Source organism: Gardnerella sp. KA00243 (assembly GCF_049244105.1).
In the GTDB taxonomy this organism is placed as follows: Bacteria; Actinomycetota; Actinomycetes; order Actinomycetales; family Bifidobacteriaceae; genus Bifidobacterium; species Bifidobacterium leopoldii.
This window is the reverse complement of the sequence record NZ_CP058375.1, coordinates 1,041,689-1,068,136: the sequence shown is the minus strand read 5'-3', so window position 1 is coordinate 1,068,136 and position 26,448 is coordinate 1,041,689. Positions and strand designations below refer to the sequence as shown.

Genomic DNA, 26,448 nt, shown 5'->3' with positions numbered 1-26,448 from the left:
TCTAAATTATCTAATCGTATTAGTCATTATACAGTTTTTTAAATTTTATTATTTACTTATTGTTCTGTTATCAAGTTTTTTTTATGTTTTGCGGCACTATTTGGCTAAACACGGTAGGGTTTATGCGATAGCCATTATCGTATTAAGTCAAACGGTGAGTGTGTTAAGTTATTTTTTATTTTTATGTGTTCGTGTTGTCTAGTGAAAGAGAAGGCTGAAACGCTCGAAAGCGTCTCAGCCTTCAGTAAATTTATATCCTGTAAATTATCAGCCTTTAACGGAGCCAGACATGGACTCTTCGTAGAAGCGCTGCATAATAATGAACAGGATTACGATTGGTATGGAAATGCACACAGCACCTGCCGCGAATGCAGCGTACCAATCAGGTAGATACTTTTTGGTAAGCATCTCCATTAATCCGTAAGCAACTGTGTAGTTTTCCTTATTGTCTCTCACTACTGTCTTCACCATAACGAAGTCTAGCCATGGTCCCAAGAATCCAGTAATTGCTTGGAACACAATCATAGGCTTGCAGATTGGAACAATAATCTTCCAGAATACTTGCCACTTTGTGCATCCATCCAAGTATGCAGCTTCATCCAAAGACTTTGGAATAGTATCCATGTAGCCCTTCATAATGTAGAAGCCAGCACCGCTACCTGCAGAATAAACGATAATAAGTGCGATTAATACAATCGAACCTTTTGTTAAACCAAGAGCCTTCAAAATGAAGTAGATAGCAATAACAGCCATGATACCTGGGAACATACCAAGAATCAGAGCAAGATTCATGAATGTCTTACGTCCTTTGAAACGGAGACGAGACATGCAGAAGGACACTGCTAACACAAACACCAAAGAAATAATGCACACGAAAATTGACACGATCAAAGTGTTGAGGAACATTCGTGGGAAATTAATGTCATCGGTATCGGTAAATAACTTTATATAGTTATTTAGTGAGTATTCAGTTGGGAAGAAGGTTTTCTGATAGGAACCAGTGTTCTTGTTGAAGCTTTCTAACAAAACCCACAAGATTGGAATCAACCAAATAACTGACAACACCAGCAAGAACAGATGCGAGAAAGTATCTCCAATTACTCTTCTGACATGTTGATCTTTAAGGAAAGAAACACTACGAGTGCTCTTTACAACAGCTTCTTCGTTCTTAGTTGTAGTTTTATCACTCACCGGAATCCCTCCTCATTCTTGTAAGATCCAGAGTTGCGATACGTAATCAGTGCTACGACGGCAAGTACCATGAATGTCAAAATACCAATTACTGCACCTGCGTTGTAGTTTTGCTGGTCAACAGTCAACTTGTAGAGCCATGTGATAAGCAAGTCGGTGCCGCCTGCACTGTTGACTTTGCTACTTGCTGGGCCACCTTTTGTTAAGAGGTAAATAACGTTGAAGTTATTGATGTTGCCAGTAAAGGTAGTAATCAAATATGGAGTCATAACAAAGATGATGTATGGCATTGTGACGTTCATGAAACGTTGCCACCAACCTGCGCCATCGAGCTCTGCAGCTTCGTAAAGTTCTGCAGGAACGTTCTGCAAGATACCTGTAATCTGCATGATGGTGAATGGGATACCAACCCAAAGATTGATAAGAATTACCGTCACTCGAGCCCAAGTTACATCCGTAAGGAAAGGAAGCTCTTGATGTATCCAACCGTTTTGCTTAAAGACAATGTTAATAACACCGTTCTGGCTAAGCATATTGTTCATAATAAGCAATGAAACAAACTGTGGAACTGCAATTGTAAGTGAGAAGCAAGTTCGCCACAATCCCTTAAGACGAGTGGACTTTCTATTGATTATCATTGCAATGAACATGCCGAGGAAGAAGTTCAGGAAGGTTGCAAGGAATGCCCAAACAAGAGTCCAGATTAATACGTCAAAGAATACGTCAGCTTTAATTAAATCACTTTTTCCGGTTAAGAATTGAGAAAAAACGTCTAACCCAATCCAGCTGAATTTTTGTTGATGATTCTCATCATAGCTTGTGAAAGCCATAGAAATCATGAAGAACAATGGCAAAATTGTGAATAACACAATGCCAGCAGTTGGAAGAGTCATAAAACCGACGTGTGCTTTTTCGTCAAGAAGAGTCTTAGCATCATCAATGAAATTAAGTGGCTTCTTGCCGTCTGCCATTACAGATTGCGCTTTGTACGCGCTGCGAAGAGCGAGAGTTGCCAGATATACAAGCAATACAATCGCTAATATCGACATAACTCCATACAGTAAAATTTCTACAGAATTATCGCCCGCACTGTATCGCCAGAATCCGTTGACTTTAACTCTGCCCTGTTCTACTGTGCCAAGAGTGTTAATTTTTGGAAGATAATCCAATCCAATTGTAAATAAGAATCCGAATAAAGCTGCTTCACACGCTAAGAATATAACGCCTTTGATGTATTGCTTGCGGACAAAATTGCCAAAGCCAAATATAACAACAGAAATCCATGAAAGAATGTCCGCATGTTTTGCAGCCTCTTTCAGTGAATAAGGTGAAGGAGCAAAGCGTTCTGCAGTTGACGTCTTCTTCTGGCGTCTTTCTCGCTTTGTGGATGTCGTGCCAGTCATGACATGCCTTTCATGTAAACAAAATTATTTTGTAGAAGATAAACAATGCGCCCCACCCCTTGCCGGAGCGGGGGCTGGGGCGCATTGTTTTACTCAAAGTGCATAAAACACTGCTTATGCATCTATTTAGATTTGTTGGCTAGAGTAAGTTTTGTTTACTTACTTCTCTAGGCCCTTAGCAAATTCTGCGGTCTGCGCGGCAGCATTATCGCCAGTAATCTTACCGGTGGAGATAGAAGTGCCGAATGCTTGAACTGGATCCCAGAACTTACCCATTTCAGGAATTGCTGGCTGCAAGACAGAAGTCTTAGCAATGGTTTCCATCTGAGCAACAGCAGCTGGCTCTGCCTTTACGCTGTCAGCAAGGGACTTGTCAGAAGGAATTGCACCTTCCTTTTCGAAAGCAATCTGCTGGGACTTCTTGGAGCCCAAGAATGCAGCGAACTTAGCAGCCATCTCTGGAGACTTGGTGTTGGTGTTGTAAGCAACAGCCTTAGAACCAGCGAAGGACTTCATCTGGTGCTCGCCAGACTCAGTCTTGAAGGTTGGAAGAGCAGCTGCAGCATAGTTATCCTTCAAGGCGTCCTTAACCTTGGCTGCATCCCAAGAACCGGAGAATATTGCATCAACGGAGCCGTCCTTCAAGCCAGCCAAGCCGCGACCATTTCCATCAAGTACGAAGTGCTTTTCGTTTCCAACGAGCTTTGTTGCAATGTACTTGGTAACTTCAGCAGCCTTATCACTGAGCTTCATGCCAGCCTTAGCATCGTTTCCACTTTCGCCGAAGAGAGTCATATTGCCATCGAGGTAGAAGCCTGGGAGATACCAAGCATTAGCAAGATCGAATGAAACCTTGCCTTTTTCAAGCATCTTGTCGAGGGACTTAACGTCATCAGCGGAGAACTTGGACTTGTTGTAGTACATGAACCAAGTGTTGCCGGTGTAAGGAACGCCGTAAAGCTTACCGTCCTGAGCGGTAACAGACTTGATCAAAGTATCTTCGTTCTGTTCCTTAACTTGCTTTGTGGCGTCATCGCTTAATTCGCCGATTGCTCCAGCCTTTACCAAGTCGCCGAGCTGATCGTTAGGGAAGAGGAACACATCAGCAGCAGCCTTAGCATCCTGCTTAACAGCCTTAGCAGCGTCTGGTGGCTCAACAACAGCGTTCTTGAAAGTAACGTTTGGATTTTCCTTCTTGAATTCTGCTTCAACAGTCTTAATCCAGCCGCCATCTTTCTGATCGTCAGCAGAACCCCAAACGGTGAGCTGAACAGGTGCTGAATCAGCAGCCTTCTTATCGCTATTGTTAGTGCTTGAACCGCAAGCTGCAAATCCAAACAAAGTAGCAACTGCAAGACCTGCACCCAGCATCTTCTTAATATTCGTCATCCTTGACCTCCTATATCATGCCAAAAACCGGCATATCATTTGGTGGCGTAGTAACGGACTCCGTTGTGGCGCAACATCGCGATTGCTGCGTAGAGCAGCGTCACAAGTCTCACAAATCCGTTCGTAAGCACTGTGTAGTATACACGGATATCGTGTCGTTTGCAAATGAGTGGCGGGTTAGTCTGTATATTTTGCCCTATAAATTTTTTCAAGTGGTTGTGTGTAAACTAAGTAGCACAACGCTAGAAGGGTGAAATAATGGCATTATACGATCATGCTCAGTGGCTTAAAGACGCGGTTTTTTACGAAATCTATCCGCAAAGTTTTTGTGATTCCAATGGCGATGGCATAGGCGATATTCAAGGAATTATCGAAAAGTTAGACTATGTAAAATCGCTTGGTTGCAACGCAATTTGGCTTAATCCCTGCTATGACTCGCCTTTTAAAGATGCGGGCTATGACGTGCGCGACTACAAAAAAGTAGCTGCGCGTTACGGAACGAACGAAGATTTAAAGCAGCTTTTTAGTGAAGCTCACAATCGAGGAATCCGCATATTGCTTGACTTAGTGCCGGGTCATACGAGTGAAGAACACGAGTGGTTTAAGGAAAGTTCGAAAGCTGAAGAAAACGAATTTAGCAAGCGATATATTTGGACAGACAGTGCGTTTAGCGGCTATTCTATGCCGTTTATTGGCGGTGAAACTGAGCGTGACGCCACTTATATTCTAAACTTCTTCAAATGTCAGCCTGCATTAAACTACGGTTTTGCACATAGGGATCGAGCTTGGCAATCCGCTCCAGATTCCAAAGAAGCGGCAGAAACTCGCGCTGCAATGGTTGATATTATGCGATTTTGGCTTTCGCTTGGTGCGGATGGATTCCGAGTTGATATGGCTGATTCGCTTGTGAAAAACGATGACAATAATGGCGAAGGAAGCCTTGGCAAAGACAATACAATTCGCGCATGGCAGGAAATGCTTGGCACTGTGAAAGAAGAGTATCCGCAGGCTGCTTTTGTGTCCGAATGGGGCAGACCACGTCAGGCTCTTACTGCAGGATTCGACATGGACTTCTATTTGAATTGGCGCTGGGATGGAAACCCTAACGGTTACGCACGTTTAGCTCGTGATGTTGATAATGCTTTAGACGGCAATCCTGAGCATGATCACAGCTACTTTAATGCGCACGGCGGCGGCAGTATTTGCCCATTTTTAGACGATTATTGCCCACAATATGAGTCAACCTATTCGCAAGGTTACTTTAGTTTCATCACGTGCAATCACGATACGCCGCGTCTTGCTCCGCGTCTTGGCGATCGTGAGCGTCGCGTGGCTTTCGGCATGATACTCACTATGCCAGGCGTGCCATTCGTGTATTATGGCGACGAAATTGGCATGAAATATCGCGATATTCCAACAAAAGAAGGCGGCTACGCTCGTACGGGCACTCGTACGCCAATGCAATGGGACGATGCAAAGAATTTTGGCTTCTCGATGGCTGCAAAATCTAAATTATACTTGCCTGTTGAAGCGCGAGCAGACGGAAGAACTTGCGCAAATTCTCGAAAACAAGCAGTGGAAAGTGGTGAAATTCCAACTGTTTCTGCGCAAATTAATTGCGAAGATTCCTTCCTTTCGTGGGTGCGCTCGCTTATTGCGCTTCGCCATAGTCGCAAATCTTTGCAAGCTGACGCGTCTTGGAGAGTTTTGTATGCTCCGGTTGACGGCCGCGGCTTTGCTTACGAGCGTTGCGCAAAAGGTGACGTAGGAGAATCAGCTGTGGAACGAAGCATTGTGGTTATGAACCCAGGTGTAAATAGCGAAATAGTTTCATTAGAAGCATTAGCGAATCTTACGCAAGAATCTGCTTACAATCCATTACTTAAAATTGGAGAAATATCAGTTAATGGTGATTGCTTAACACTCGGCGCTCAAAGTTTTGCAGTGTTTGGAATGTAAATTACAGGTTAGTTAGATACGTAACTACAGATAAAGTTTATATAAACTAGGTATGCGCAAATAAACAAGGACGTGCAATGGGTATTAATAGTGGTAAAGCAATAATGCGTGATAGCGGTAACGCGAATAAGGAAATGCTTGACGCAAACGGCAAACCAATTCGTGCTGACCGTAACATAAAAACTGGAATCACGCTCAATAAACTTAAAATGCTCGGCGCTTTTATGCTTATGCTAGGTGCATTTAGTAACACAGTAATTGCACGAATGTTCGGCGGAACAGTAACCAATAATATGTTCGCATTGACAGTCATATTAGTTTGCGAATTTATAAGCTGGACTGCAGTGCCATGGTATGCGTGGATATTAGTACGCGGATATCACAATACTCATAATTTGAATCTTTACATGTTAAGATTGTTGATTTTAGCAGTGGTCTGCGAAGTTCCATACGATTTGGTGAATTCAAAATGTTTGTTCGACATGCGTTCGCAAAATCCTGTATTTGCAATGGTTATCGCACTATTTGTACTTTCGAGTATAGATACAATTAGGGAGCGTTTAAGCGGATTTAGTAAAGGTTTTGCTATTACTGTGCTTATCATTGCGGGTCTTCTTTGGAATTTGATAGGAAAAGTTTTTGTGCAGCATGGAATTTTCTTCGGCGGTGTAACTTTGCTTATTTTCGTACTTCTTTTTGAATTATTAAAAAAGCGCGAAATTACTATGGAGATGACTGCAGGAATGTTCGGTGCTATGTCGATGCTTGCACCTGGTATTGGTGTGGCTGTGTTGCATTATCGTAGCGCTTATGGTGATGGTCCTAAAAACTCGACGACATTCCGTTGTGTTATGTATGTGTGGTATCCGCTGATGTTGATCATTGCGTCAGTGTTTGCAGTATTCTTGCGTTGAAAACATTTCGTAGCAGTTTTTGGATTTGTTTGTAAGGCGAGTTTTACCGCAAATCAGGGTTTATAGCAAATCAGGGTTTGCTATAAAGCGAGTTTGGTACTACGCCTTGCATAGCGTTTAAACCTAGTTTTCTAATCTGATTCGCTAATCAGTTTGCAGATGTAATGTCTGGGGCAGGACCAGTTGAGTTTCGGATTAGAAGCTGAAGCGGAGCTGTAATATGGCGTCTTGTAATTGGCTGCTCGTTAATAAGTGCTAAAGCAATATTTGCGGCTTGCTGAGCCATCAGACATGGATTTTGTCGAATGGTAGTTAAGCCTAATGCTTCTGCAAAAGTACTATTGTCAAAACCAATAATAGACAAATCTTCTGGCACTCGTATGCCTAGTTTTTGTAAACGAAACAGGAACGGTATAGCTGTGGAATCTTGGTGAAAGCACAGTGCAGTAGGAGGGTTGCTGCTTGAAAATAGTTCTGAAATAGTGGCATCTAAGGGATTGTCTCCAAAGTCAATTGGTAAGATTTTCCCTTGAACTCCTGGTGTATCGTTGCATATCGTTTCAAAACTGGTAATTCGTCTCGAAGAACTGAAGCGAAGTGGTGAATTAAAATGTTCGTAAACATACAGTAGTTTTTTGTGGCCTAAAGTAGTGAGATGGCGCACTGCAAGTTTAATTCCTGCAGTATCGTCAATGCTGATTGCTGCAGAAAGAATTTTAGACGCTACACAATTAATGCCCACAATAGGTACCTTTATGCGTTGAAGTTGCTCTGCCTCATTGTTGCTGATATCGAAAGAAGATACGATTACGGCATCAGTATTACCGCGTAAAGGTAGTTCTTTGAAGAAAGTTTTACGCTGTTCGATACCATCTACTGAATAAATTACTAGATCATATCCGGCTGCGTGCAACGTAGCGTTTAATCCTTCAATAATAGAAGCACTAAACCATTCTATGCGACTGCTACCAATAAGTAGTGCTATGCGGTATGATTTGCCTGATTTCAGTACTCCTGCGGTTCTTGATACAGTAAAGTCGAGTTGTTCTGCTGCTTGCGTAACTTTTGCTCGTGTTGCTGGCGCTACTTTGTCTGGGTGAGCGAAAGTTCTAGAGACAGTGGCTATGGAAACCCCTGCTAGCGTAGCTACATCGCTAATACTGTTTTTTGACATTTTATTTCTTCTGTTCTTTGTTTTTGCTCAAATATGAAGAGTGTTATATATACCCTTCAAAAAGAACATATAAGTGTTATGTAAATACAATAAATGTAAAGGTTTACATTTTTAGACACGCGGGTAAAAAAGTATTTATTTTCGCAAAAATGGTGCAGTTTAACGGATTCGAAATGAAAACCTTTACATTCACATTTTTTCTGTTTGACCAGTGAAAACTTTTCGCAATATTATAGATTTTACCCATTAATTTCACGAAGAAGTGGAGCAACAATGAACATTAGAAAAATATGTATTTCATGTGTCGCTGTTTTAGGCATGCTTGCTAGTGTTAGCGCGTGTGGCAGCAATTCTGCCGGTGTAACCGACACAAAAAAAGATAAAGGTTTGCCGGTAATGGGTGAAGCATTGAAATATGACCCTAACCATCTCGTTAATCAAGGCAAGCCAATTGCTTTGGAATATTGGAGCTGGGGAGACAGTAGTACCGACCCAATCTACGATATGATCAAGCAGTATACGAAAATCTACCCTAACGTAACGTTCAAAACGAAGAACGTTGCTTGGGACGATTATTGGACAAAACTACCGTTAGCACTCAAAGGTAAAAGCGGCCCAGCTCTGTTCAATATTCACAATTCCAAGGATGAGCTTATACGCCCATACGCTGCCGACTACAACGTTGACAAGGCAGCAATGGAAGCTGACTACAGCTCTTCTGTCGCACACGAAGATTCCAACGGAAAAGTAAAGTATATTGACTCGGTCATCAATACTGGCAATATTTACTACAATAAAAAGCTTTGGAAAGAAGCCGGTTTAACAGAAGCAGATATTCCTACGACTTGGGACGAGTTGCGCGAGGTGGCAAAGAAACTTACCAAGTGGAACGGTTCCAAAATGGTACAAGCCGGTTTCAATGTTAATGGTGATGCATACGCTGCAATCAACCAAGGCTTGAACTATCAACGTGGCGAACTTGCGTTCGATAAAAGTGGCAAAAAGCCTAATTTTGACAACAAAATTACGCGCGAAAACATGCAATTCCTAAAGAATTTGTACGACAAAGACAAAGTTATTGCAACAGACTTCGGTACTGATTACACGCAAAGTTTTGGCAACGGACAATCCGGAATGGTATACGCTTGGGGTTGGCTTGAAGGCCTACTGAAAGAAAAATATCCGAACGTAGAATACGGTATTTTCCCAACTCCAACATTCACGAAAGAAACGCCATTCGCTTATGATCGCTACAATGGCGAATCTACTCCAGGAATCAACGCTCACCAAAGTAAAGAACAGCAGGCCGTGGCACAAGACTTTATCAAGTTCATTCTCGCTAACGACGCTTTTATTCGCTCTGCAGTGAAACATCTGAACTCGTTCCCAGCGAAGAAATCGCTACAGAACGATCCAGAGATTCTTAAGGCCCCGGTAATGGCGGCTATTCAGCCTCGCGTGAATAGGTTGATTTGGCCAGGCATCACTCCTTCTACGGTGGAAACCAGCAGCAAGGCAGCATTCCAAAACGTTATGCAAAATGGTCAATCTATTGATTCCGCAGTAAAAGAAGCACAGGCGACCATGGTAAAAGACATGAAGAATTCCAACTTTAAGTCTGCAGAAAGCAAGTATGAATTCTTCAAAGAACACAAGTAAAGATTCATAAACTGAAGTGTGTTCTTTCAAGTAAGGCAAGGGAAATCATGGAACAATTAGATCAGAAATCTCATTCAACTCCTCTAGGGAAAAAATTTGGTGGTATAGCAAAAGTAACCGCTGCGTTGTCTCGAACCTTCTCATTTCGCAATGTGGCAGTGACATTTCTGGTTGCTTATTTCGCGATTTTCCTTGCCTATCCTATTTATAAAGCGTTTGCCGGCAGCTTCCACGAGTGGAATCCGTTGGTTGGAACGTACAACTGGGTTGGGCTCGATAATTTCAAACAGATTTTAACCGACGGCCTATTTTGGAAGTCAATCGGTAATACAGCTATTTTCATGACAATATCCGTAATTTTCCGCATTATTCTCGGTTTGGGTTTGGCAATGTTGCTCAGCTCCAAGCTCGTGCATTGCAAAGATTCGCTGCGTGGCCTATTTTATATGCCAACGATTACACCACTTGTCGCAGTAAGCTTCGTGTGGATGTGGATGTTTGATCCGCAGTTTGGCATGATTGATAAAGTTACGGGATTGAATATTAATTGGCTGCACAGTTCTACTTGGGCCATGCCGGCAATTATTATCATGACCATTTGGAAAGATTTTGGCTACGCAACCGTGCTATATTTAGCAGGCTTAATGAACCTTCCCAAAGATGTGTATGAAGCAGCCGATATTGATGGTGCTAACAGTGTGCAAAAATTCTTCCGCATTACTTTGCCTCTACTCAAACCTACAACGTTATTCATTGTGATCACGTCAATGATTGCTTACCTGCAAGCCTACGTGCAGATTTTAGTTATGACTAACGGTGGCCCAGGAACAGCAACTTACACTATTAGCTACTTGATCTTTGATCAAGCCTTCCAAAAGTATAACTTTGGTATTGCGTCAGCCATGAGCGTAGTGCTTTTTATCTTTACTGGCGTACTCACGATAATCATGTTCAAAGCTTCTGAGGACGGTGAGTTGGTGTGAGCAATAAAACGGAAACGACTGGAGTTGTTGTTACGGTGCCGGCTAAGGGGGGTATTGTGAAAAAATTACGTAACTGTGCAAGAAGCAGCACTCGTCATGCTGTGTTGAGTTGGTCGCTTACTATTTTTCTTTTTCTGCTTTCTGCGCTAACAATTATTCCATTTGTGTGGATGTTCATTTCTTCATTTGCACCAAATAGTGATATTGTGCGTGTCGATGGTGGACTATTTCCTATGCCTAGTACGTTTGATAACTACGTTGGTATTCAGGAAAAATTTGATTTCTTGAGATTATTCTGCAACTCGTTGTTTGTTGCTGTAGCAAAAACGGTAATTGCCATTTATACCAGCGCAGTGTTGGGATATGTATTTGCAAAAATGCGTTTCCGTTGCCGTAATTTGCTTTTTGGTATAGTGATGAGCACCATGATGGTTCCGTGGGCTGTAACTATTATTCCGCAGTACGATATGATGACAAGTTTCGGTTGGCAAGATACGTACCGAGCCTTAATTGTCCCGGGATTAATTAGCGCTTTCGGCATTTTCCTCTTCCGTCAGTCAATAACAGGTATTTCTGACGAACTCATTGAAGCTGCGAAACTGGACGGAGCATCTGATTTTCGTATTTTCCACAGTATTATTCTTCCTATGAGCCATAACACGATTGCGGCGCTCGCCATCTTTACTTTCTTGTGGAACTGGGAGGACTATCTGTGGCCGTTCTTGATGATTTCGGACGAAAAGAAGCAGCTGCTCGCAGTGGGCTTGAAGGTGTTTACTGGGCGATATGGCACTGATTATGGTGGCTTGTTTGCAGCGACTTCTTTGGCGATTGTGCCAGTTATTATAGTGTACGTAATTTTCCAAAAGCAGTTTATTGCAGGTATTTCCACTGGTAGCGGTAAGTAACCCGCATAAGTGAAGAGAAGATACGTAAGTGTTGTGCGCGAAAGCGTGGTGCAACAAGTGTTGTATGACAAATGTTGTGTGACAAATGTTGCAGTGTGGCATTGCGTACTGAGTAAAGGTGCTGCTATGAGTGTGATAAATATAAGCAATCAAGATAAATCACAAATTATCGGTGAAGCTGTGACGTATTCGGATTCGCAATCTCAAATTTTTGCTGACCTTGCAAATTCGCAGTATGCAAAGGCGCAGGATAGTCAGGTAATTAAGGGCGAAAAGTGGCGAATTACAGTTATTACAGATTCGCTGTTGCGTCTTGAGTGGAGTGACGATGGAGAGTTTGTTGACAATCCTACGCAAACTGTGATTTGTCGCAATTTTGCTCAGAAGAGCGCGGATGCTCAGCCACAATTTAGTGCGCATAAAAACGAAAATGGATGGCTGGAAGTAGAAACTGAAAAGCTTCACCTTACTTATAACTGCGAAGCTTTTAGCAAAGAAGGCTTAAGTATTGTTGTGCGCGGAGTGCCATGTACGCAGTTTAATACGTGGCATTATGGCGACGATTGCCCGGGAAATCTTCTTGGAACTTTTAGAACTTTGGATCAGGCGAACGGCCCAGTAAAGCTCGATAAAGGCATACTTTCGCGCGATGGATGGTCTATTTTAGATGATTCTGCAACTTGCGAAATTGCTCCGGCTGAGGAAATAAATGGTAAATCAAACCCGTATGGGGCTTGGGTTAAGTCGCGTGCGCACAAGGTTAGTGAGCAAGCTGGAAGATATAAAGACTTGTATTTCTTCGGCTACGGACACCACTACATTCAAGCAATTCAAGACCTTTATAAGCTCACAGGTGCTCAGCCGCTGCTTCCACGTTTTGCGCTAAGCAATTGGTGGAGCAGATACTATCGCTACCATCAAGACGAATATTTGCAATTGCATAATCGTTTTAAACGCGAAGGCATACCTTTCAGTGCAGCTGTTATTGACATGGATTGGCATGTTACGGATGTTGATGCAAAATATGGTTCCGGTTGGACTGGTTACACGTGGAATGAGGAACTTTTCCCGGATCATCGCGCTTTTTTGCGTAAACTTAACGCTGCTGGCTTGGCTCCAACTTTGAACTTGCATCCGCGCGACGGCGTGCGTGCGTTTGAAAAAGATTATCCGCAAGTTGCGCGAGAGATGGGAATTGATCCTGCAAGCGGTGAAGCTGTGGAATTTGATTTAACAAATCCGCAATTTGTTGAAGCTTACTTCAATATGCATCATCGTATGGAAGATGAAGGCGTGCGATTTTGGTGGATTGACTGGCAGCAGGGAGGCGTGACGCGCGAGCCTGGTTTGGATCCTCTTTGGATGCTAAATCACATGCATTATGAGGATGCTGCGCGCGAAGGTCGCTGGCCGCTTACATTCTCTCGTTATGCTGGGCCTGGTTCGCATCGCTACCCAGTTGGATTCTCGGGAGATACCGTTACTACTTGGGATTCGCTTGCTTTCCAAACTTACTTTACTGCTACAGCTTCCAATATTGGCTACGGATGGTGGAGTCACGATATTGGCGGACACATGCTTGGCGTTAGAAATAACGAGCTGGAAGCGCGATGGTACGCTTTCGGCGCGTTTAGTCCTATTAATCGTTTGCACTCGACTTGTTCGCCGTTTGCTGGAAAAGAGCCGTGGAATTTCCCTCCGGAAACTCGCGGAGCAATGGTGAAAATGCTTCGTTTGCGCGCGGAACTTTTGCCATACGTTTATACGATGAATTATCGCGCAGCTTTTGAAGGCAGACCGATTGTTGAGCCAATGTACTGGCAGTCGCCGGAAGTCGGCATGGCTTACGAAATTCCTAACGAGTACCGTTTTGGAAGTGAGCTTATAGTAGCGCCGATTGTTTCGCCTAATGATGCGGCTGCTTTGCGCGGATGTGCTGGAGTTTGGTTGCCGGAAGGTGATTGGTACGATTTGTTTGACGGACGCAGGTATGTGTCTCGCGGCTTGAATGGTCGCAGATTTGAAGCATGGCGCTCGCTTGATCGCGTGCCTGCTTTTGCGCGTGCTGGAGCAATTGTGCCTCTGCAAGTTTTGCCAGAAGTTGCAGATTGCGAGCGTAGTGCTGATGCTGCTGAATCGGTTAATAGCATTGAAAATCCGCGGGCTTTGCGAATTCTTGCATTCCCTGGAGCTGACGGCGAGTTCGTAATGCGAGAAGATAACGGTGACTTTGCTGCAGCGTCTGCTGGAAACACTGCAGATACACGTATGAATTTTGTGTGGCGAGACGGCAATGGCTCTTCGCAATTCATTATTTCCGGTGTTGCAGGATACGATGCTGCCGTAGAATCTGTACCGCAAAAACGCAACTGGAACGTTGTATTTAGAGGAGTTGCTTGCACAGATTTTGCTCACGTGCGCGTGTTTGTGGGGAGCCAAGAGCTTAACGCAAGCGAGTTTGCGATTTCTTACGAAGGTGAAGAGTCGACTTTGAGTTTGTCGGTTTCTGTAAAAGACGTGCCGGCTCGTTCGGAAATTCGCGTAATTGTTGACGGAGGATTGCAAGTTGCTGCCGATCCTAAAGTTGGTGACGCTTACCGATTCCTGCTTCAAGCACAAGTGCCGTACCGCGGTAAGGAAATGGCTTTTGATGCAGTGAGCGAGGCTAACGGAAGTGCAGGCGCTATTGCTGCAATCTCAACTCTTGAATACGAAAACGAATCGGAAGCAGAAAAGTATCGCAACAATGTTGATATGCTTAACGCTTACGCAACTGATCAGCCTTCCGTAGTGAAGTGGGCGCAATGGCGTTGCACTCTGCCTGTTTCTGTGAAGCATGCGCTTGAGGAGATTTTGCTGCGCTCGGTTGAGTGATTTAATCTGCGCCAGTAACGAAAAAACGGAGTTATGCATTGCCTGCGCAGCGTGACGACCTGCCTGAGCGATGCGATTTAGCGCGCGAAGGCAACTCGGAGCGCCGAGCTTGCTCAAGATTGAAAGCACGGTGTGCTTTCAACGCAAGCGAGGTCTGCCTTCGTCTCGATTGGCGAAGGCAGGGCAGAGTTGTGTGGTTGGGTTTTAGAAACTGGGTTGTGTTTTGTGTGCGCTGACGATCTGCCTGAGCGCATATCCTCACGGCATAGCCGTTCGGCTGATTTGGCATGTGAAGCACACCGTGCTTCACAATTAAGCCAAATCACGCTTTGAAGGAGTCTGAAATTCCAATAATTTCAGACTCAGGCAAAGCGCGCGCGAAGGCAACTCGGAGCGGAAACTCGCTTAAGTTGGGAGTCCAGTGGACTTCCAACGCGAGTTTCGTAAGCGAGCGCGTAATCCACGCGAGCGCTGACTGCGTCAGTAACAAAAATTGCTTAGTTTCACAGCTTGACATACCGGATAAATTAACAGATTTTCTGTAGAAGTGTTAAAATGCTGCACGGTAGTGTGATGAAATTCACATAATTTTGTTACATCTACCTGCAGCATTTGCATATTGCTAAGTTAGCAATATTGAAACGTTCTGCATTTGTAATTCTTGAAAGTCAAGGTTACACCGCGGGAGCCTGTTCTACACAGGCTGAGAGGGCGAAAGCCGACCGTAAACCTGATGCGGGTAATGCCGCCGTAGGGAAGGAGTATATATGCGAAATATTCGTATTATTGGTGCAGGTATTATTGGTTTAGCAACAGCGTGGAGACTTACGGAAGCTGGCGTAAAAGTTAGCATAATTGATCCAGATCCAGTCTCCGGTGCTTCTCACCATGCTGCCGGCATGCTAGCTCCTACCGCAGAAATGCAATATCAGCAAGAAGCGTTGTATCCTCTTATGTTTGAGTCTGCAACTATGTATAAGGAATTGGTTGATTCGGTTGCAAAGTACACCGATAAGCCAACCGGCTACTTAGAGTGCGGCTCTTACGTAATCGGTGGTGACGCTGCAGATAACGAGCACGTGAACGAGTTGTTAAACTTGCAGCACCGTTATGGACGTAGAGCTGAGCATATTTCTGTGAGTAAGCTTCGTGAAATTGAGCCTGCGCTTTCGCCGACGATTGCAGGCGCTGTAAGCGTGCCGGACGACCATCAAATCAACCCTCGTCTTTTCACTGCAGCAATGATTGATGCACTTGAAAAGCGCGGTGTTGTTATTGAGCGTCGCGCAAGCACTCCAGACGATTTGGGTCCAGACACAGTTTTGGCATCCGGCTTGGGTGCTAAGGATATGCTTCCTCAGCTTAAGCTTCGCGCTGTGTGGGGCGATATGATTCGTATGACTATTCCAGAGCCTTTGCGCCCAATTTTGAGTTCCGTGGTTCGTGGGTTTGTGCATGACCGCCCAGTTTATTTGGTGCCTCGCGCTAAGGAAACAGGCGAGCTTGTGCTCGGTGCTACTTCTCGCGAAGATGACCGCGATATTCCAAAGGTCGGTGGCGTGCTTGACTTGCTTCGCGATGCCGCAAGCGTGCTTCCTGGCATTCAGGAATGCTCGATTACTGAGGTTACTGCTGGCGGTCGTCCTGGAACTCCAGATGATTTGCCATTCATTGGCATTGATCCTAAGACGCACACCACGATTTCCACCGGTTACTTCCGTCACGGAATTTTGCTCACCGCTTTAGGCTCTTCTTTGACCACAAAACTCGTGCTTGAGCAAGAGTTGACTGAGAAGGAAAAGGGATTCTTGGAAAGCTGCAATCCTGCACGCTTCTAATCGCTAATTTCGGTGAATTTGCTATATTTCGCTGCGAATTTGTGAAGCGTTCAAATATAGACGTAAGTGTGATGCAGAAAGTACTTTTAGTAATTCAGCTTTTAGTTAGTAAAGGTTAGATTATGCAAATCGTAGTCAATGGTGAAACTGTTGAAGTGCAAGACGGATTAACTGTTGCTCAGCTTATTGCGCAACGTTATGGTTCGGATGCAGGACCTGGTATAGCGGTCGCAATTGGCGACGATGTGCTTTCTCGCGCGCAATGGGAATCAGCAGTCATATGTGATGGGAATCAAGTCGAAATTCTTAGCGCAGTTCAAGGCGGCTGAAACACCACAAAATTAAGCGTGAAATTAGTGCGCTTAATTATTTAATTTTAATTAAGTTTAAATATTAAATATTAAATAAAAGGCTTAAAATGACAGAAAATAATACAGAAGAAAGTGCCGATACTTGGCAGCTTTGCGGTAAGACTTTACACTCAAGGCTTTTGCTTGGTACAGGCGGCATGACGAGCATTGATATTATGGAAAAGTCGCTTGTTGCTTCGGGTGCGGAAGTGGCAACAGTTGCCATGCGTCGTCACGCAAAAACTGGCGTGGATATTTACGGCATGTTGCAGCGCCACAATATTAACGTTTTGCCAAATACTGCTGGTTGCAAAACTGCGCATGATGCTGTTCTTACAGCAAAAATGGCTCGTGAATCGCTTGGAACTGACTGGATTAAGCTCGAAGTAATTGCAGACGACGATACTTTGCTCCCAGATACTCGTGAAGTATTGCTTGCTGCAGAAAAGCTTATTGAAGAAGGCTTTAGCGTTCTTTGCTACACGAATGACGACCCGATTGTGGCTCGTCGCTTGGTTTCGCTTGGTGTGAAGGCTGTTATGCCTGGTGGTGCTCCAATTGGAACTGGTCTTGGCATTTTGAATCCTCGAAACATTGAGCTGATTGTTCAAGAATGCAAGACAGCTGGCGTTCCTGTGATTTTGGATGCTGGTGTTGGAACTGCTTCCGATGTTGTTAAAGCTTTCGAAATTGGCTGCTCTGGTGTGCTTCTTGCAAGTGCTGTAACTCGCTGCCCAGATCCTGTAAAGATGGGCCGCGCAATGGCTGCTGCTGTAACTGCTGGAAAGCTTGCTCACGATGCTGGCCGTATTCCTAAGCGTGAACATGCACTCGCTTCTTCGCCTGTTGAAGGTCGCGCTTGGGCTGATTCTGTACTGTAAATTTCTGTACTGTAATTTTTCGGCATATTATTCAACATGACGATTAATAAAATTTACGACAACCTGCAGGAGCTTGAGGCGGAACGCACTAGCCGTCACTTGCTCCTGCCGGGCTTTACTAATGAACATCAGCAGTTACTTCGCGATGCGAAAATCTGCATGGTCGGTGCAGGTGGACTTGGTTCGCCGTGCTTGCTTTCGCTTGCTGCTGCAGGAGTTGGAGAAATCACAATTTGTGACGACGACGTTGTTGAGCTTTCTAATTTGCAAAGACAGACTTTATATACTGTCGATCAGTGCGGCAAATCTAAAGCGCAACTTGCAGCTAATCGTCTGCAAGCGTTATCTCCAGGTTTAAAAATCAACCTTGTAAATAGATTTAATGAAGACAACGCAAAGCAGCTTGTAGAAAGTCACGATATTGTTATCGACGGTTGTGATAATTTTGATACGCGCTTTTTGATTGCGGATGCTGCTTGGAGTGCTGGTACGCCGGAAGTTTACGGTTCGGTGCTTTATTATGAAGGTCAAGTAAGCGTTTTCGTGCCAGGAAAAGGTCCTGGTTTGCGTGATTTGTATGCGTGCCCTCCGCCTAAAGAAAAAGTGCCAAAATCGGCTGTGTTGGGTGCAACTGCAGCTATTGTTGGCGCAATGATGGCAACTGAAGCAATTAAACTCATAACCGGTATTGGCACGCCGCTTATTGGCGTTTTAGCGCGTTATAACGCTCTGGATAATTCTTTGCGTCGCTTTAAGTTCAGCGCGTGAATCCTATTGAATTTTTCAGAATTTCCCATTAATTTTGCTTAAATTGCAAAACTTGAGTCTAGTTGTATAAAGTTTTTTGTAATTTTTGGGAATAAAAGTTGACTTTTATAAGTTGAGTGTAATAGACTCAAGTTTTGGAAAGTAAAAAAGCTGATGCTTTACATAGTTTCCAACAAGGAATCTAAATAAGGTTCAGCTTACGTAACTACAAAACTTGAAGGAAAGCGTAATTGCACAAAAGGTGCAATACCTAGTTAAGGAGAAATTATGGGACGCGCAGTAGGTATTGATTTGGGAACAACCAACTCTTGCATTGCTACTCTTGAAGGTGGCAGCCCAACAGTTATTGTAAACGCTGAAGGTGCACGTACCACGCCATCTGTTGTGGCATTCAGCAAGTCTGGCGAAATCTTGGTTGGTGAAGTTGCTAAGCGTCAGGCTGTAACAAACGTTGATCGCACGATTAGCTCAGTAAAGCGCCACATGGGCACTGATTGGACTGTTGATATCGACGGCAAGAAGTGGACTCCACAAGAGATTTCTGCACAGGTTCTGATGAAGTTGAAGCGCGATGCTGAAGCTTACTTGGGTGAGCCGGTAACCGATGCCGTTATTACATGCCCAGCATACTTCAACGATGCTCAGCGTCAGGCAACTAAGGATGCAGGTAAGATTGCAGGCTTGAACGTGCTTCGTATTATTAACGAACCAACTGCTGCAGCTTTGGCTTACGGCCTTGAAAAAGGCAAGGAAGACGAGCGCATTTTGGTATTCGACTTGGGTGGCGGTACTTTCGATGTGTCCTTGCTTGAAATTGGTAAGGATGACGACGGATTCTCCACAATTCAGGTGCAAGCAACTAACGGCGATAACCATTTGGGTGGCGACGACTGGGATCAGAAGATTATCGACTGGCTCGTTGGCGAAGTTAAGAACAAGTATGGCGTTGATTTGAGCAAGGATAAGATTGCTTTGCAGCGCTTGAAGGAAGCTGCTGAGCAGGCAAAGAAGGAACTTAGCTCTTCTACTTCTACCTCAATTTCTATGCAGTACTTGGCAATGACTCCTGACGGCACTCCAGTGCATTTGGATGAGACTTTGACTCGTGCTCACTTTGAGGAAATGACTTCCGACTTGCTTGGCCGCTGCCGTACTCCATTTAACAACGTTCTTTCTGACGCTGGTATTTCAGTAAGCCAGATCGATCACGTGGTTCTTGTTGGTGGTTCAACTCGTATGCCAGCTGTGAAGGATTTGGTGAAGGAACTTACAGGCGGTAAGGAAGCTAACCAGTCCGTGAACCCAGATGAGGTTGTTGCAGTTGGTGCAGCCGTTCAGTCGGGCGTTATTAAGGGAGATCGCAAAGACGTTCTGCTTATTGATGTAACTCCACTTTCCTTGGGTATTGAAACCAAGGGTGGAATTATGACAAAGCTTATCGATCGCAATACTGCTATTCCTACGAAGCGCTCGGAAGTATTCTCTACTGCTGAAGACAATCAGCCATCCGTGTTGATTCAGGTTTACCAGGGCGAACGTGAGTTTGCTCGCGATAACAAGCCTCTTGGCACTTTTGAGTTGACTGGAATTGCTCCAGCTCCTCGTGGCGTTCCGCAGATTGAAGTCACTTTCGATATTGATGCTAACGGCATTGTGCACGTTTCCGCTAAGGATAAGGGCACTGGTAAGGAACAGTCCATGACTATTACCGGTGGTTCTGGTTTGCCAAAGGACGAAATTGACCGCATGGTGAAGGAAGCTGAAGCTCACGAAGCTGAAGATAAGAAGCGTAAGGAAGAAGCTGAAGTTCGCAACCAAGCAGAAGCCTTTGCTTACCAGACTGAAAAGCTCGTGAACGACAATAAAGACAAGCTTTCCGATGAAATCTCTAAGGAAGTTACCGACAAGGTTAATGCTTTGAAGGAAGCTTTGAAGGGTGACGACGTTGAGAAGATTAAGTCTGCTCAAAGCGAGTTGATGACTTCTGCTCAGAAGATCGGTCAGCAGCTTTACGCTCAGCAGGGTGCTGCTGGTGCCGAAGCTGGTGCTCAGTCTGCTGCTGGTGCTCAGGCTGGCTCTGCAGCTAAGGATGATGATGTAGTTGACGCCGAAGTGGTGGACGACGACAAGGACGATAAGGACAACAAGTAATGTCCGACTTTAACGCCAACGAATATTTGCAAGATATGGAAGATGCTGACTCGCTGGATGTAAAAGCTACAGGTGATTCTGCGAAATCGTCTGCGCAATCTTCATCGAAAGCTGCTGAAGGTGCAAATCCTGCAGAAACGAAAGCTGATGCTAACGTTTCTGCGAATTCCGCAAATTCTGAGGATACGGCGAATTCCACTGAATCTTCAGAATCGAAAGACAGCCAAGACGCAGATAGCGGCAGTTTAACTCCCTTAGGTAAAGCTAAGAAAGAAGCTGCAGAGTACTTGGAAGCGTTACAGCGAGAGCGTGCTGAGTTTATAAACTTCAGAAATCGTTCTGCCAAAGAGCAGGATCGTTTCAGACAGCATGGAATTATTGACGTGCTGACAGCATTGCTTCCAGCATTGGATGATATTGACCGCATTCGCGAGCATAGCGAAATGGATGATTCGTTCAAGGCTGTTGCAACTAAGATAGATAAGGCTTTTGAAAAGTTTGGTGTGGAAAAGTTTGGTGAAAAGGGCGAAGATTTTGACCCGACCAAGCATGATGCAATTTTGCACAGACCAGATCCAGACGCTACAAAAGAAACTGTTGATGCTGTAGTTGAAGCAGGATATCGAATAGGAGATCGCGTTATTCGCGCCGCTCGTGTGGTCGTTTCTTCACCACAGCAATGACTAACGAAACTCTTTCGTGACTTTATTGCATAACTTGCTCGTGCTGACTCATAAGAGTTGGCACGAGCAGCCTATATTTGGTCAAAAGCGAAATAGCCAATGTGCTTGTGAAGAAAGGAGGCACAAATGGCTGAAAATGAATGGTTAGCTAAGGATTTTTATAAGGTTCTCGGTGTCTCCAAAGACGCAGATGAGGCAACGATTACCAAAGCGTATCGCAAACTTGCTCGTAAATATCACCCTGATTTAAACAAAACAAAAGAAGCTGAAGAAAAATTTAAGGATGTTTCTGAAGCTTATGACGTATTAAAAGATAGTCAAACTCGTCAACGTTACGATGCTATCCGCCAATTTGGTGCTGGTGGTGCTCGTTTCGCTGGAGGAGCAGGTGGTGCTGGCGGTTTCGATGCGTCGAGTTTCTCGGACATTTTCTCCATGTTCAACGGCGGCTCTGGCATGGGTGGTATGGGCGGAAACGGTTCGCGCATTCGCTTTACATCCAACGGTGCTGGACCAAATATGAGCGACATTTTCTCCATGTTTGGTGGAGGTCAGCGCTCTCAAGATTCAGCAGGATTCCAAGGTACGAGTGGCTTTGGCGGTGAGAGGTATTCTCAACCGCAGGAAGCTGACGTGCCTGAAGTTGGCGAAGATATAACAACCGATATAAAGCTCACATTTAAGCAAGCTTTTAAAGGCGCTACAGTATCGTTGCGTGCGGCTGGTGAAACTTTTAAAACGCATATTCCAGCTGGTGTAAAAACCGGACAGAAAATTCGTTTGAAAGGAAAAGGCAAGCCAGGCAAGTTCGGTGGTGCTGCAGGTGACTTGTACTTGCATGTTCAAGTAGAAGCATCAGATAAATTTACTTTGCGAGGCGACGATTTGATTTCTACATTGCCGTTAACGTTAAGTGAAGCAGTGCATGGTGCAAAAGTTAGTATAAACGACCTAGATGGCAATCCTGTTACTTTCAAAGTTCCAGCTTGTGTTTCAAGCGGTGATGAAGTTCGTATAGAAGGTGCTGGAGTGCCTGGAAAGAATGGCGATTTTGTTGGTGTTGTGCAGATTCGTTTGCCAAAGCGTTCGAGCATGTCTCTTAGACGCGTTGCAAAAGAATTTGATAAAACTGCTGGCGAAACTTATGCTGAAGAAATTAAAAAATTAAGACAAAACTAAGTTAACAATAATTTAGTAGGTTAAACACTGTTGAATTGCTTGTAACAGTGCTTTAAACATACTAAAAAGAGCAAAGGAAGGCGTGCTATGACACCAATAACGCGTGAAACTAAAGCACTGTATGAAATGTGTGCAGTTGCTTTAGTGCGTGGTACTGCAACGCTTGACGGGGCAGATGAAGTAGGATTTGTTCTTGATTTGCCAATATTTACCGTAAGCCATGTGGCACGCCTAACCAATACGCACCCGCAAACTTTACGACAGTATGATAGGCTTCATTTAATAATGCCGAATAGAACTGAAGGTGGCGCTCGCCGCTATTCTTTGCGAGATATAGACAGGATTGTGCAAACTCAGCATTTAAGCCAAAATGAAGGTATCAATCTTGCTGGCATCATGCAAATACTTGATTTGCAAGAAGAAAATCGACAGCTTAAAAGACAAGTAAGGCATTTGCTTGATTCTGCAGAGTCTTCAGAACGCAATATTTTTGCTGCAAATGCAGATGGTGACATTGTGGAAATGCAGCGTTCTCGCAATGCGCGTCGCTGGAGGCGGGATATTCTTACAGAGAGGCGAGCGTTACCTTCGTCGTATTCTTCGGAAAGCTATAACAGTAATTATAAAAATCGAAAGTCTTCGGATGAAAAATCTGTGGTGTTGTGGAGAGCGTGGAGCATATAGTAACGTAGGTATGGCTACTTATTGTGCTTAAGTGAGAAATTAGTGAGAATTAACGAGAAGAATTAATAGTGCGAAAAGTAATGCAGAATTAGTGCGAAAATGATGTGCTACAAAAGCTAAAGCAAATATATGCAATATAAAGGATTGTGAATGGCTGAACAGACGACGAATATGTGTGCAAATACTCTTAACTCTAGTGAAGAAAAACATGTGTTGCGTGCAGTTTTCTGGGATATGGATGGTACTCTTATAGATTCCGAGCCGTATTGGCATGAGTCGGAATTTTATTTAGTAAAAAAATACGGTGGATACTGGGATGAAGATTTAGCTTGGGAATGTTCCGGTGGATCCCTTGAAACTGTTGCCAATAAGATGATTCCTTCTGGTACAAAACTTACAGTAGAAGAAATTGGCAAAGGCATGGTTGATTACGTTGCTGCTCGTGAGGCTGAATCCGTGCCGTGGGTTCCAGGAGTTTTAGATGTACTTAAAAGTCTTACGGATGTCGGCATTCCTTCAATTTTGGTGAGCAATTCGCCGCGTTGTTTGGTTGAAAATATTGTGAATCATGCTCCAGAAGGTGCTTTCGCTGGGTACGTGTGTGGAGATGATGGATTTAAGCCGAAGCCTAGTGCTGAGCCTTATCTTGCTGCAGGGAAAATGGTTGGCATTGAGGGCGCGGATGAGGAAGTTGCAAAGCAGATGGCTAATTGCATTGCCATAGAAGATTCTCTATCTGGTCTTACTGCTGCAATTAATTCCGGAGCAACTGTAATTGCGCAAACAGGTTTTTCGCGCGCAAACATATCTGAGAGCAAGCATCATGCAGAACTTAACGGTTATGAAAATGTTACTGCTAAAATGCTTGAGAACATTGTTTTGAGCCGAAACTAATTAACAAACTAGCAAAACTAATTAACAAACTATTTAGCTATTTACTTAGCTAGCTATTCGCATATCTGTTCGTAAATTAGCTACAGTTTTGTTTATAAATAGCTACAGTTGATTTACTAGTTTCCTCCAGTTGTGTCATAGTTATTGTCATAACCATGACCGCCAGAATTATTATCGTAGCTGCCAACGCCGCCCGATGATGAATCGTCACGACCATACAGCTGACTATCAAGGTCTAAATCGTTGTCGTTGTCCTTGTCTTTATCTTTGTCCTTGTTTTTATCCTTACCCTCATTCTCAGTTTTTATATGCGTGAATGTATGTTGTTCGCCTAATCCCCATTTTCCATCAGGTCCACCAATTTTGCCTGTGTCTTTTGCTTCAGGGAATTTAGTATTCGGGGTTCCTATTACCGCTTGACGCATGTATCTTGTAAACAAGTGCACAGGGTAGTCGCTTCCGCCAAGATATCCGTGGAACGGTTTAATTACTTGTGGGCTACCTTTTGCGTCTGGATTCCATATGGCAAATGCGGTAACAATATTTGGCGTAAATCCTACAAAGCTACCAGCAGTTTCATCGTTTGCTGTTCCAGACTTTCCTGCAATTTCTCTACCTACAGCGCGAGCTTCAGTTGCTGTACCATGTTGCACTACGCCAATCATTGCTTTTGTAGCTAGAGCGGCATCGGCTGGTGAGAATACTTGCTTTCCAGCTGTTGGTGCACGGTAGAACTCCTTACCGTCAGGATTTTTTACGCTGGCAACAATATGCAAATCTGGGCGTCTTCCTTGGTTTGCAAATGTTGCATATGCACGCGCAATTTCGCTTACATGCACAGAATCGTTTCCGAGCACAGTAAACGGATTCTTACCATTGACTCGTTCAGGGCTTAAACCTGCCATAACTGCAGTATGAGCAACTTTCTTAGCACCAAGTTTACTTTGCAAATCCATATACACTGTGTTCACAGAATTTGCAGTTGCACTGTATAAGTTAATGGTGCCGTAGCTCATGTTTGCAAAGTTTCCAACAGGTTTATCGATCCCATCAAACTTGCGTGGAGAATTGCCATTGAACATCGTATCCAAGCTAGTGCCAGCCTGAATTGCTCCCATAAGCGCAAAAGGCTTCATAGTAGAGCCCGGCTCGTAAAGCGCTTGTGTGGCGTTATTAAGCTGTTTCTTTAGATAATCGTCTCCTGCGTAAACGGAAATGATTGAACCATCTTTTGCGTTTATTGAAATTCCGCCAACTTGCAGTCCTTCTGGCACAATTCCTCGTCCATCTTGAGAAGGACTTGCAACTTTGAACATTAAATCTTGCTTAGCTTTATCGATAGTAGTAATAATGCGATATCCACCACTGTCAAGATCTTCCTGCGTAAAAGCACCGTTCCTGGTTAACTCATCACGAACCATATGCAATAAATAACCTTGTTGACCTGCGTAAATGTTTTGAGTCGTCTGAGTAATAGTTTTAGGCATTTTTGCTTGCGCTGCTTGAGAAGCTGTAATGTAGCCATCTTCTTTCATAATGCGTAACACGCGCTTAAAACGAATGCCTGCTTCTTTTGGACCAATTGCAGGATCCCAGCTACTTGGTGCTGGAATAATACCTGCTAAAAGTGCAGCTTGCGAAAGTGACAAATCTTTTGCTTCTATGCCGAAATATGCTTTGGCTGCAGCTTGAATTCCGTATGCTCCTCTACCCAAGTAAATAGTATTCATATAATTGCAGAGTACTGTATCTTTATCTTGAGTTTGCGCAATTTTCAAAGCTAAAATAGCTTCTTTTAGTTTTCCAAAATAAGTTTTTGTTTCACCGAGATAATATCTTTCCGCATATTGTTGCGTAATAGTGGAGCCGCCCCAACGCCCGTGCTTTGTAACGTTATGAAGTAATGCGCGTCCAATTCCTTTAAAATCTATTCCGCCATCGTGGTAGAAGGAACGATTTTCTGAAGCAACTATTGCTTTACCAACATATTTAGGTAGTACTGAACAATTGATAATTTCGCGATTTTGCTCAGCAAAAGAACCTAATTCAGTTTTGCCATCTGAATAGTACACTTTCGTCTTATCTGCCATAGCAACTTTGTCTGGTGCAGGTATATCTGTAGTTGCGTACAGATAAGCAAAAACAATTGTGCCTAGCAAAATTGGTACAAAAATAACGATAAGTGCCCAAAAAATAATAGGATGTCTGCCTCGCCAAGTTCTACGACGCCTTCTGCGTGTTGCTGCGCGAGAACGTTCGAATCTCGAATTACGGCTGCTTTTGTTTGATTCAAAAGAATACGAATGTGGACGGTATGAGTCTTGTCCGCTTGGTGGGACAGATGAAGGCATATTCGTATTTTTTTGTGATTGTGACGATATGCTTCGAGTAGCTTTCTCATGCGAAGTAGACGCTCGTCTTCCATCTTTACGTGCAACCATACATTCCACCGTAGCGTCCGGTGTTGAATTTTTCTACAAAACAGCATGTTTTTGTTTAGAAAAGATTAAAAATATTGAATATTAGTACATATTTGTTAAAGCAATAGTATTATGAAATGTGTATG

Annotated in this window: 20 protein-coding genes and 1 riboswitch; of the genes, 15 read left to right on the top strand and 5 right to left on the bottom strand. The window is 43.9% G+C overall.

Annotated elements, in window-relative coordinates; genetic code table 11:
• Positions 1-267 precede the first annotated feature (267 nt).
• From HXT50_RS04000 to HXT50_RS03990, 3 genes are all read right to left on the bottom strand, one after another.
• Complete coding sequence (locus HXT50_RS04000; protein ID WP_004104797.1) at positions 268-1,191, bottom strand: sugar ABC transporter permease; 924 nt, start codon at positions 1,189-1,191, stop codon at positions 268-270.
• Entirely contained in the window at positions 1,188-2,594 is a 1,407-nt protein-coding gene (locus tag HXT50_RS03995; RefSeq protein ID WP_004104794.1) for a carbohydrate ABC transporter permease, read from the bottom strand. Before HXT50_RS03995 ends, HXT50_RS04000 begins: the two co-directional genes overlap by 4 nt.
• A gap of 159 nt (positions 2,595-2,753) precedes the next feature.
• A complete protein-coding gene (locus tag HXT50_RS03990) occupies positions 2,754-3,983 on the bottom strand; it encodes an extracellular solute-binding protein (RefSeq protein ID WP_064340169.1) in 1,230 nt (409 codons plus the stop codon).
• Between the two features lie 258 nt (positions 3,984-4,241).
• On the opposite strand from HXT50_RS03990, the gene HXT50_RS03985 reads away from it, so the two are divergent.
• Both HXT50_RS03985 and HXT50_RS03980 read left to right on the top strand, forming a co-directional pair.
• Positions 4,242-5,942 carry an alpha-amylase family glycosyl hydrolase gene (locus HXT50_RS03985; RefSeq protein ID WP_117008981.1) on the top strand — a complete coding sequence of 567 codons (1,701 nt, stop codon included), beginning with the start codon at positions 4,242-4,244 and terminating at the stop codon, positions 5,940-5,942.
• A gap of 77 nt (positions 5,943-6,019) precedes the next feature.
• The gene (locus HXT50_RS03980) at positions 6,020-6,856 is read left to right on the top strand and encodes a TraX family protein (RefSeq protein ID WP_004119097.1); all 837 of its coding nucleotides are present in this window, start codon (positions 6,020-6,022) and stop codon (positions 6,854-6,856) included.
• Positions 6,857-7,004: 148 nt separating this feature from the next.
• Here HXT50_RS03980 and HXT50_RS03975 read toward each other — a convergent pair whose 3' ends face one another.
• Complete coding sequence (locus tag HXT50_RS03975) at positions 7,005-8,030, bottom strand: LacI family DNA-binding transcriptional regulator (RefSeq protein ID WP_004118431.1); 1,026 nt, start codon at positions 8,028-8,030, stop codon at positions 7,005-7,007.
• A 273-nt stretch (positions 8,031-8,303) separates the two neighbouring features.
• On the opposite strand from HXT50_RS03975, the gene HXT50_RS03970 reads away from it, so the two are divergent.
• The 13 genes from HXT50_RS03970 (at position 8,304) to HXT50_RS03910 (ending at position 23,882) form a co-directional block, all read left to right on the top strand.
• The gene (locus HXT50_RS03970; RefSeq protein WP_410297182.1) at positions 8,304-9,689 is read left to right on the top strand and encodes an extracellular solute-binding protein; all 1,386 of its coding nucleotides are present in this window, start codon (positions 8,304-8,306) and stop codon (positions 9,687-9,689) included.
• A gap of 47 nt (positions 9,690-9,736) precedes the next feature.
• On the top strand, positions 9,737-10,672 hold the full coding sequence (locus HXT50_RS03965; RefSeq protein ID WP_004118448.1) for a carbohydrate ABC transporter permease: 936 nt from the start codon (positions 9,737-9,739) through the stop codon (positions 10,670-10,672).
• A gap of 101 nt (positions 10,673-10,773) precedes the next feature.
• Positions 10,774-11,580, top strand: coding sequence for a carbohydrate ABC transporter permease (locus HXT50_RS03960; RefSeq protein ID WP_032835185.1), 807 nt, complete (start codon positions 10,774-10,776; stop codon positions 11,578-11,580).
• Positions 11,581-11,706: 126 nt separating this feature from the next.
• The gene (locus tag HXT50_RS03955; protein ID WP_421777052.1) at positions 11,707-14,454 is read left to right on the top strand and encodes a TIM-barrel domain-containing protein; all 2,748 of its coding nucleotides are present in this window, start codon (positions 11,707-11,709) and stop codon (positions 14,452-14,454) included.
• A gap of 671 nt (positions 14,455-15,125) precedes the next feature.
• Positions 15,126-15,229, top strand: a riboswitch (TPP riboswitch).
• Positions 15,222-16,292, top strand: a complete 1,071-nt coding sequence (gene thiO, locus HXT50_RS03950; protein ID WP_004104781.1) for a glycine oxidase ThiO — start codon at positions 15,222-15,224, stop codon at positions 16,290-16,292. It overlaps the preceding riboswitch by 8 nt.
• Positions 16,293-16,414: 122 nt before the next feature.
• Positions 16,415-16,621 carry a sulfur carrier protein ThiS gene (gene thiS / locus HXT50_RS03945; protein WP_004104778.1) on the top strand — a complete coding sequence of 69 codons (207 nt, stop codon included), beginning with the start codon at positions 16,415-16,417 and terminating at the stop codon, positions 16,619-16,621.
• Between the two features lie 89 nt (positions 16,622-16,710).
• Positions 16,711-17,523: a thiazole synthase gene (locus tag HXT50_RS03940; protein ID WP_410295737.1), complete on the top strand. Its 813-nt coding sequence runs from the start codon at positions 16,711-16,713 to the stop codon at positions 17,521-17,523.
• 36 nt (positions 17,524-17,559) lie between these two features.
• Positions 17,560-18,291 (top strand): HesA/MoeB/ThiF family protein, encoded by a 732-nt coding sequence (locus tag HXT50_RS03935; protein ID WP_004118451.1) that lies wholly within the window; start codon positions 17,560-17,562, stop codon positions 18,289-18,291.
• 267 nt (positions 18,292-18,558) lie between these two features.
• Entirely contained in the window at positions 18,559-20,442 is a 1,884-nt protein-coding gene (gene dnaK, locus HXT50_RS03930) for a molecular chaperone DnaK (RefSeq protein ID WP_004104772.1), read from the top strand.
• Entirely contained in the window at positions 20,442-21,125 is a 684-nt protein-coding gene (gene grpE, locus HXT50_RS03925; protein WP_004118452.1) for a nucleotide exchange factor GrpE, read from the top strand. Before dnaK ends, grpE begins: the two co-directional genes overlap by 1 nt.
• 126 nt (positions 21,126-21,251) lie before the next feature.
• Positions 21,252-22,304 carry a DnaJ C-terminal domain-containing protein gene (locus HXT50_RS03920; protein ID WP_004118453.1) on the top strand — a complete coding sequence of 351 codons (1,053 nt, stop codon included), beginning with the start codon at positions 21,252-21,254 and terminating at the stop codon, positions 22,302-22,304.
• Positions 22,305-22,391: 87 nt separating this feature from the next.
• Positions 22,392-22,988, top strand: a complete 597-nt coding sequence (locus tag HXT50_RS03915) for a heat shock protein transcriptional repressor HspR (protein WP_004104765.1) — start codon at positions 22,392-22,394, stop codon at positions 22,986-22,988.
• A 150-nt stretch (positions 22,989-23,138) separates the two neighbouring features.
• Complete coding sequence (locus HXT50_RS03910; RefSeq protein ID WP_101886205.1) at positions 23,139-23,882, top strand: HAD family hydrolase; 744 nt, start codon at positions 23,139-23,141, stop codon at positions 23,880-23,882.
• Between the two features lie 116 nt (positions 23,883-23,998).
• Here HXT50_RS03910 and HXT50_RS03905 read toward each other — a convergent pair whose 3' ends face one another.
• On the bottom strand, positions 23,999-26,323 hold the full coding sequence (locus HXT50_RS03905; RefSeq protein WP_174191656.1) for a transglycosylase domain-containing protein: 2,325 nt from the start codon (positions 26,321-26,323) through the stop codon (positions 23,999-24,001).
• Positions 26,324-26,448 lie beyond the last annotated feature (125 nt).

Bases quoted from the DNA above. Each gene is read 5' to 3' on its own strand.
- HXT50_RS03905 (WP_174191656.1), bottom strand. From the start codon at position 26,323: ATGGTTGCACGTAAAGATGGAAGACGAGCGTCTACTTCGCATGAGAAA.
- HXT50_RS03915 (WP_004104765.1), top strand. From the start codon at position 22,392: ATGACACCAATAACGCGTGAAACTAAAGCACTGTATGAAATGTGTGCA.
- HXT50_RS03980 (WP_004119097.1), top strand. From the start codon at position 6,020: ATGGGTATTAATAGTGGTAAAGCAATAATGCGTGATAGCGGTAACGCG.
- HXT50_RS03965 (WP_004118448.1), top strand. From the start codon at position 9,737: ATGGAACAATTAGATCAGAAATCTCATTCAACTCCTCTAGGGAAAAAA.
- HXT50_RS03995 (WP_004104794.1), bottom strand. From the start codon at position 2,594: ATGACTGGCACGACATCCACAAAGCGAGAAAGACGCCAGAAGAAGACG.
- HXT50_RS03955 (WP_421777052.1), top strand. From the start codon at position 11,707: ATGAGTGTGATAAATATAAGCAATCAAGATAAATCACAAATTATCGGT.
- thiO (WP_004104781.1), top strand. From the start codon at position 15,222: ATGCGAAATATTCGTATTATTGGTGCAGGTATTATTGGTTTAGCAACA.
- grpE (WP_004118452.1), top strand. From the start codon at position 20,442: ATGTCCGACTTTAACGCCAACGAATATTTGCAAGATATGGAAGATGCT.
- HXT50_RS03910 (WP_101886205.1), top strand. From the start codon at position 23,139: ATGGCTGAACAGACGACGAATATGTGTGCAAATACTCTTAACTCTAGT.
- HXT50_RS03935 (WP_004118451.1), top strand. From the start codon at position 17,560: ATGACGATTAATAAAATTTACGACAACCTGCAGGAGCTTGAGGCGGAA.
- HXT50_RS03920 (WP_004118453.1), top strand. From the start codon at position 21,252: ATGGCTGAAAATGAATGGTTAGCTAAGGATTTTTATAAGGTTCTCGGT.
- HXT50_RS03990 (WP_064340169.1), bottom strand. From the start codon at position 3,983: ATGACGAATATTAAGAAGATGCTGGGTGCAGGTCTTGCAGTTGCTACT.
- HXT50_RS03940 (WP_410295737.1), top strand. From the start codon at position 16,711: ATGACAGAAAATAATACAGAAGAAAGTGCCGATACTTGGCAGCTTTGC.
- thiS (WP_004104778.1), top strand. From the start codon at position 16,415: ATGCAAATCGTAGTCAATGGTGAAACTGTTGAAGTGCAAGACGGATTA.
- HXT50_RS03970 (WP_410297182.1), top strand. From the start codon at position 8,304: ATGAACATTAGAAAAATATGTATTTCATGTGTCGCTGTTTTAGGCATG.
- HXT50_RS03975 (WP_004118431.1), bottom strand. From the start codon at position 8,030: ATGTCAAAAAACAGTATTAGCGATGTAGCTACGCTAGCAGGGGTTTCC.
- HXT50_RS03985 (WP_117008981.1), top strand. From the start codon at position 4,242: ATGGCATTATACGATCATGCTCAGTGGCTTAAAGACGCGGTTTTTTAC.
- dnaK (WP_004104772.1), top strand. From the start codon at position 18,559: ATGGGACGCGCAGTAGGTATTGATTTGGGAACAACCAACTCTTGCATT.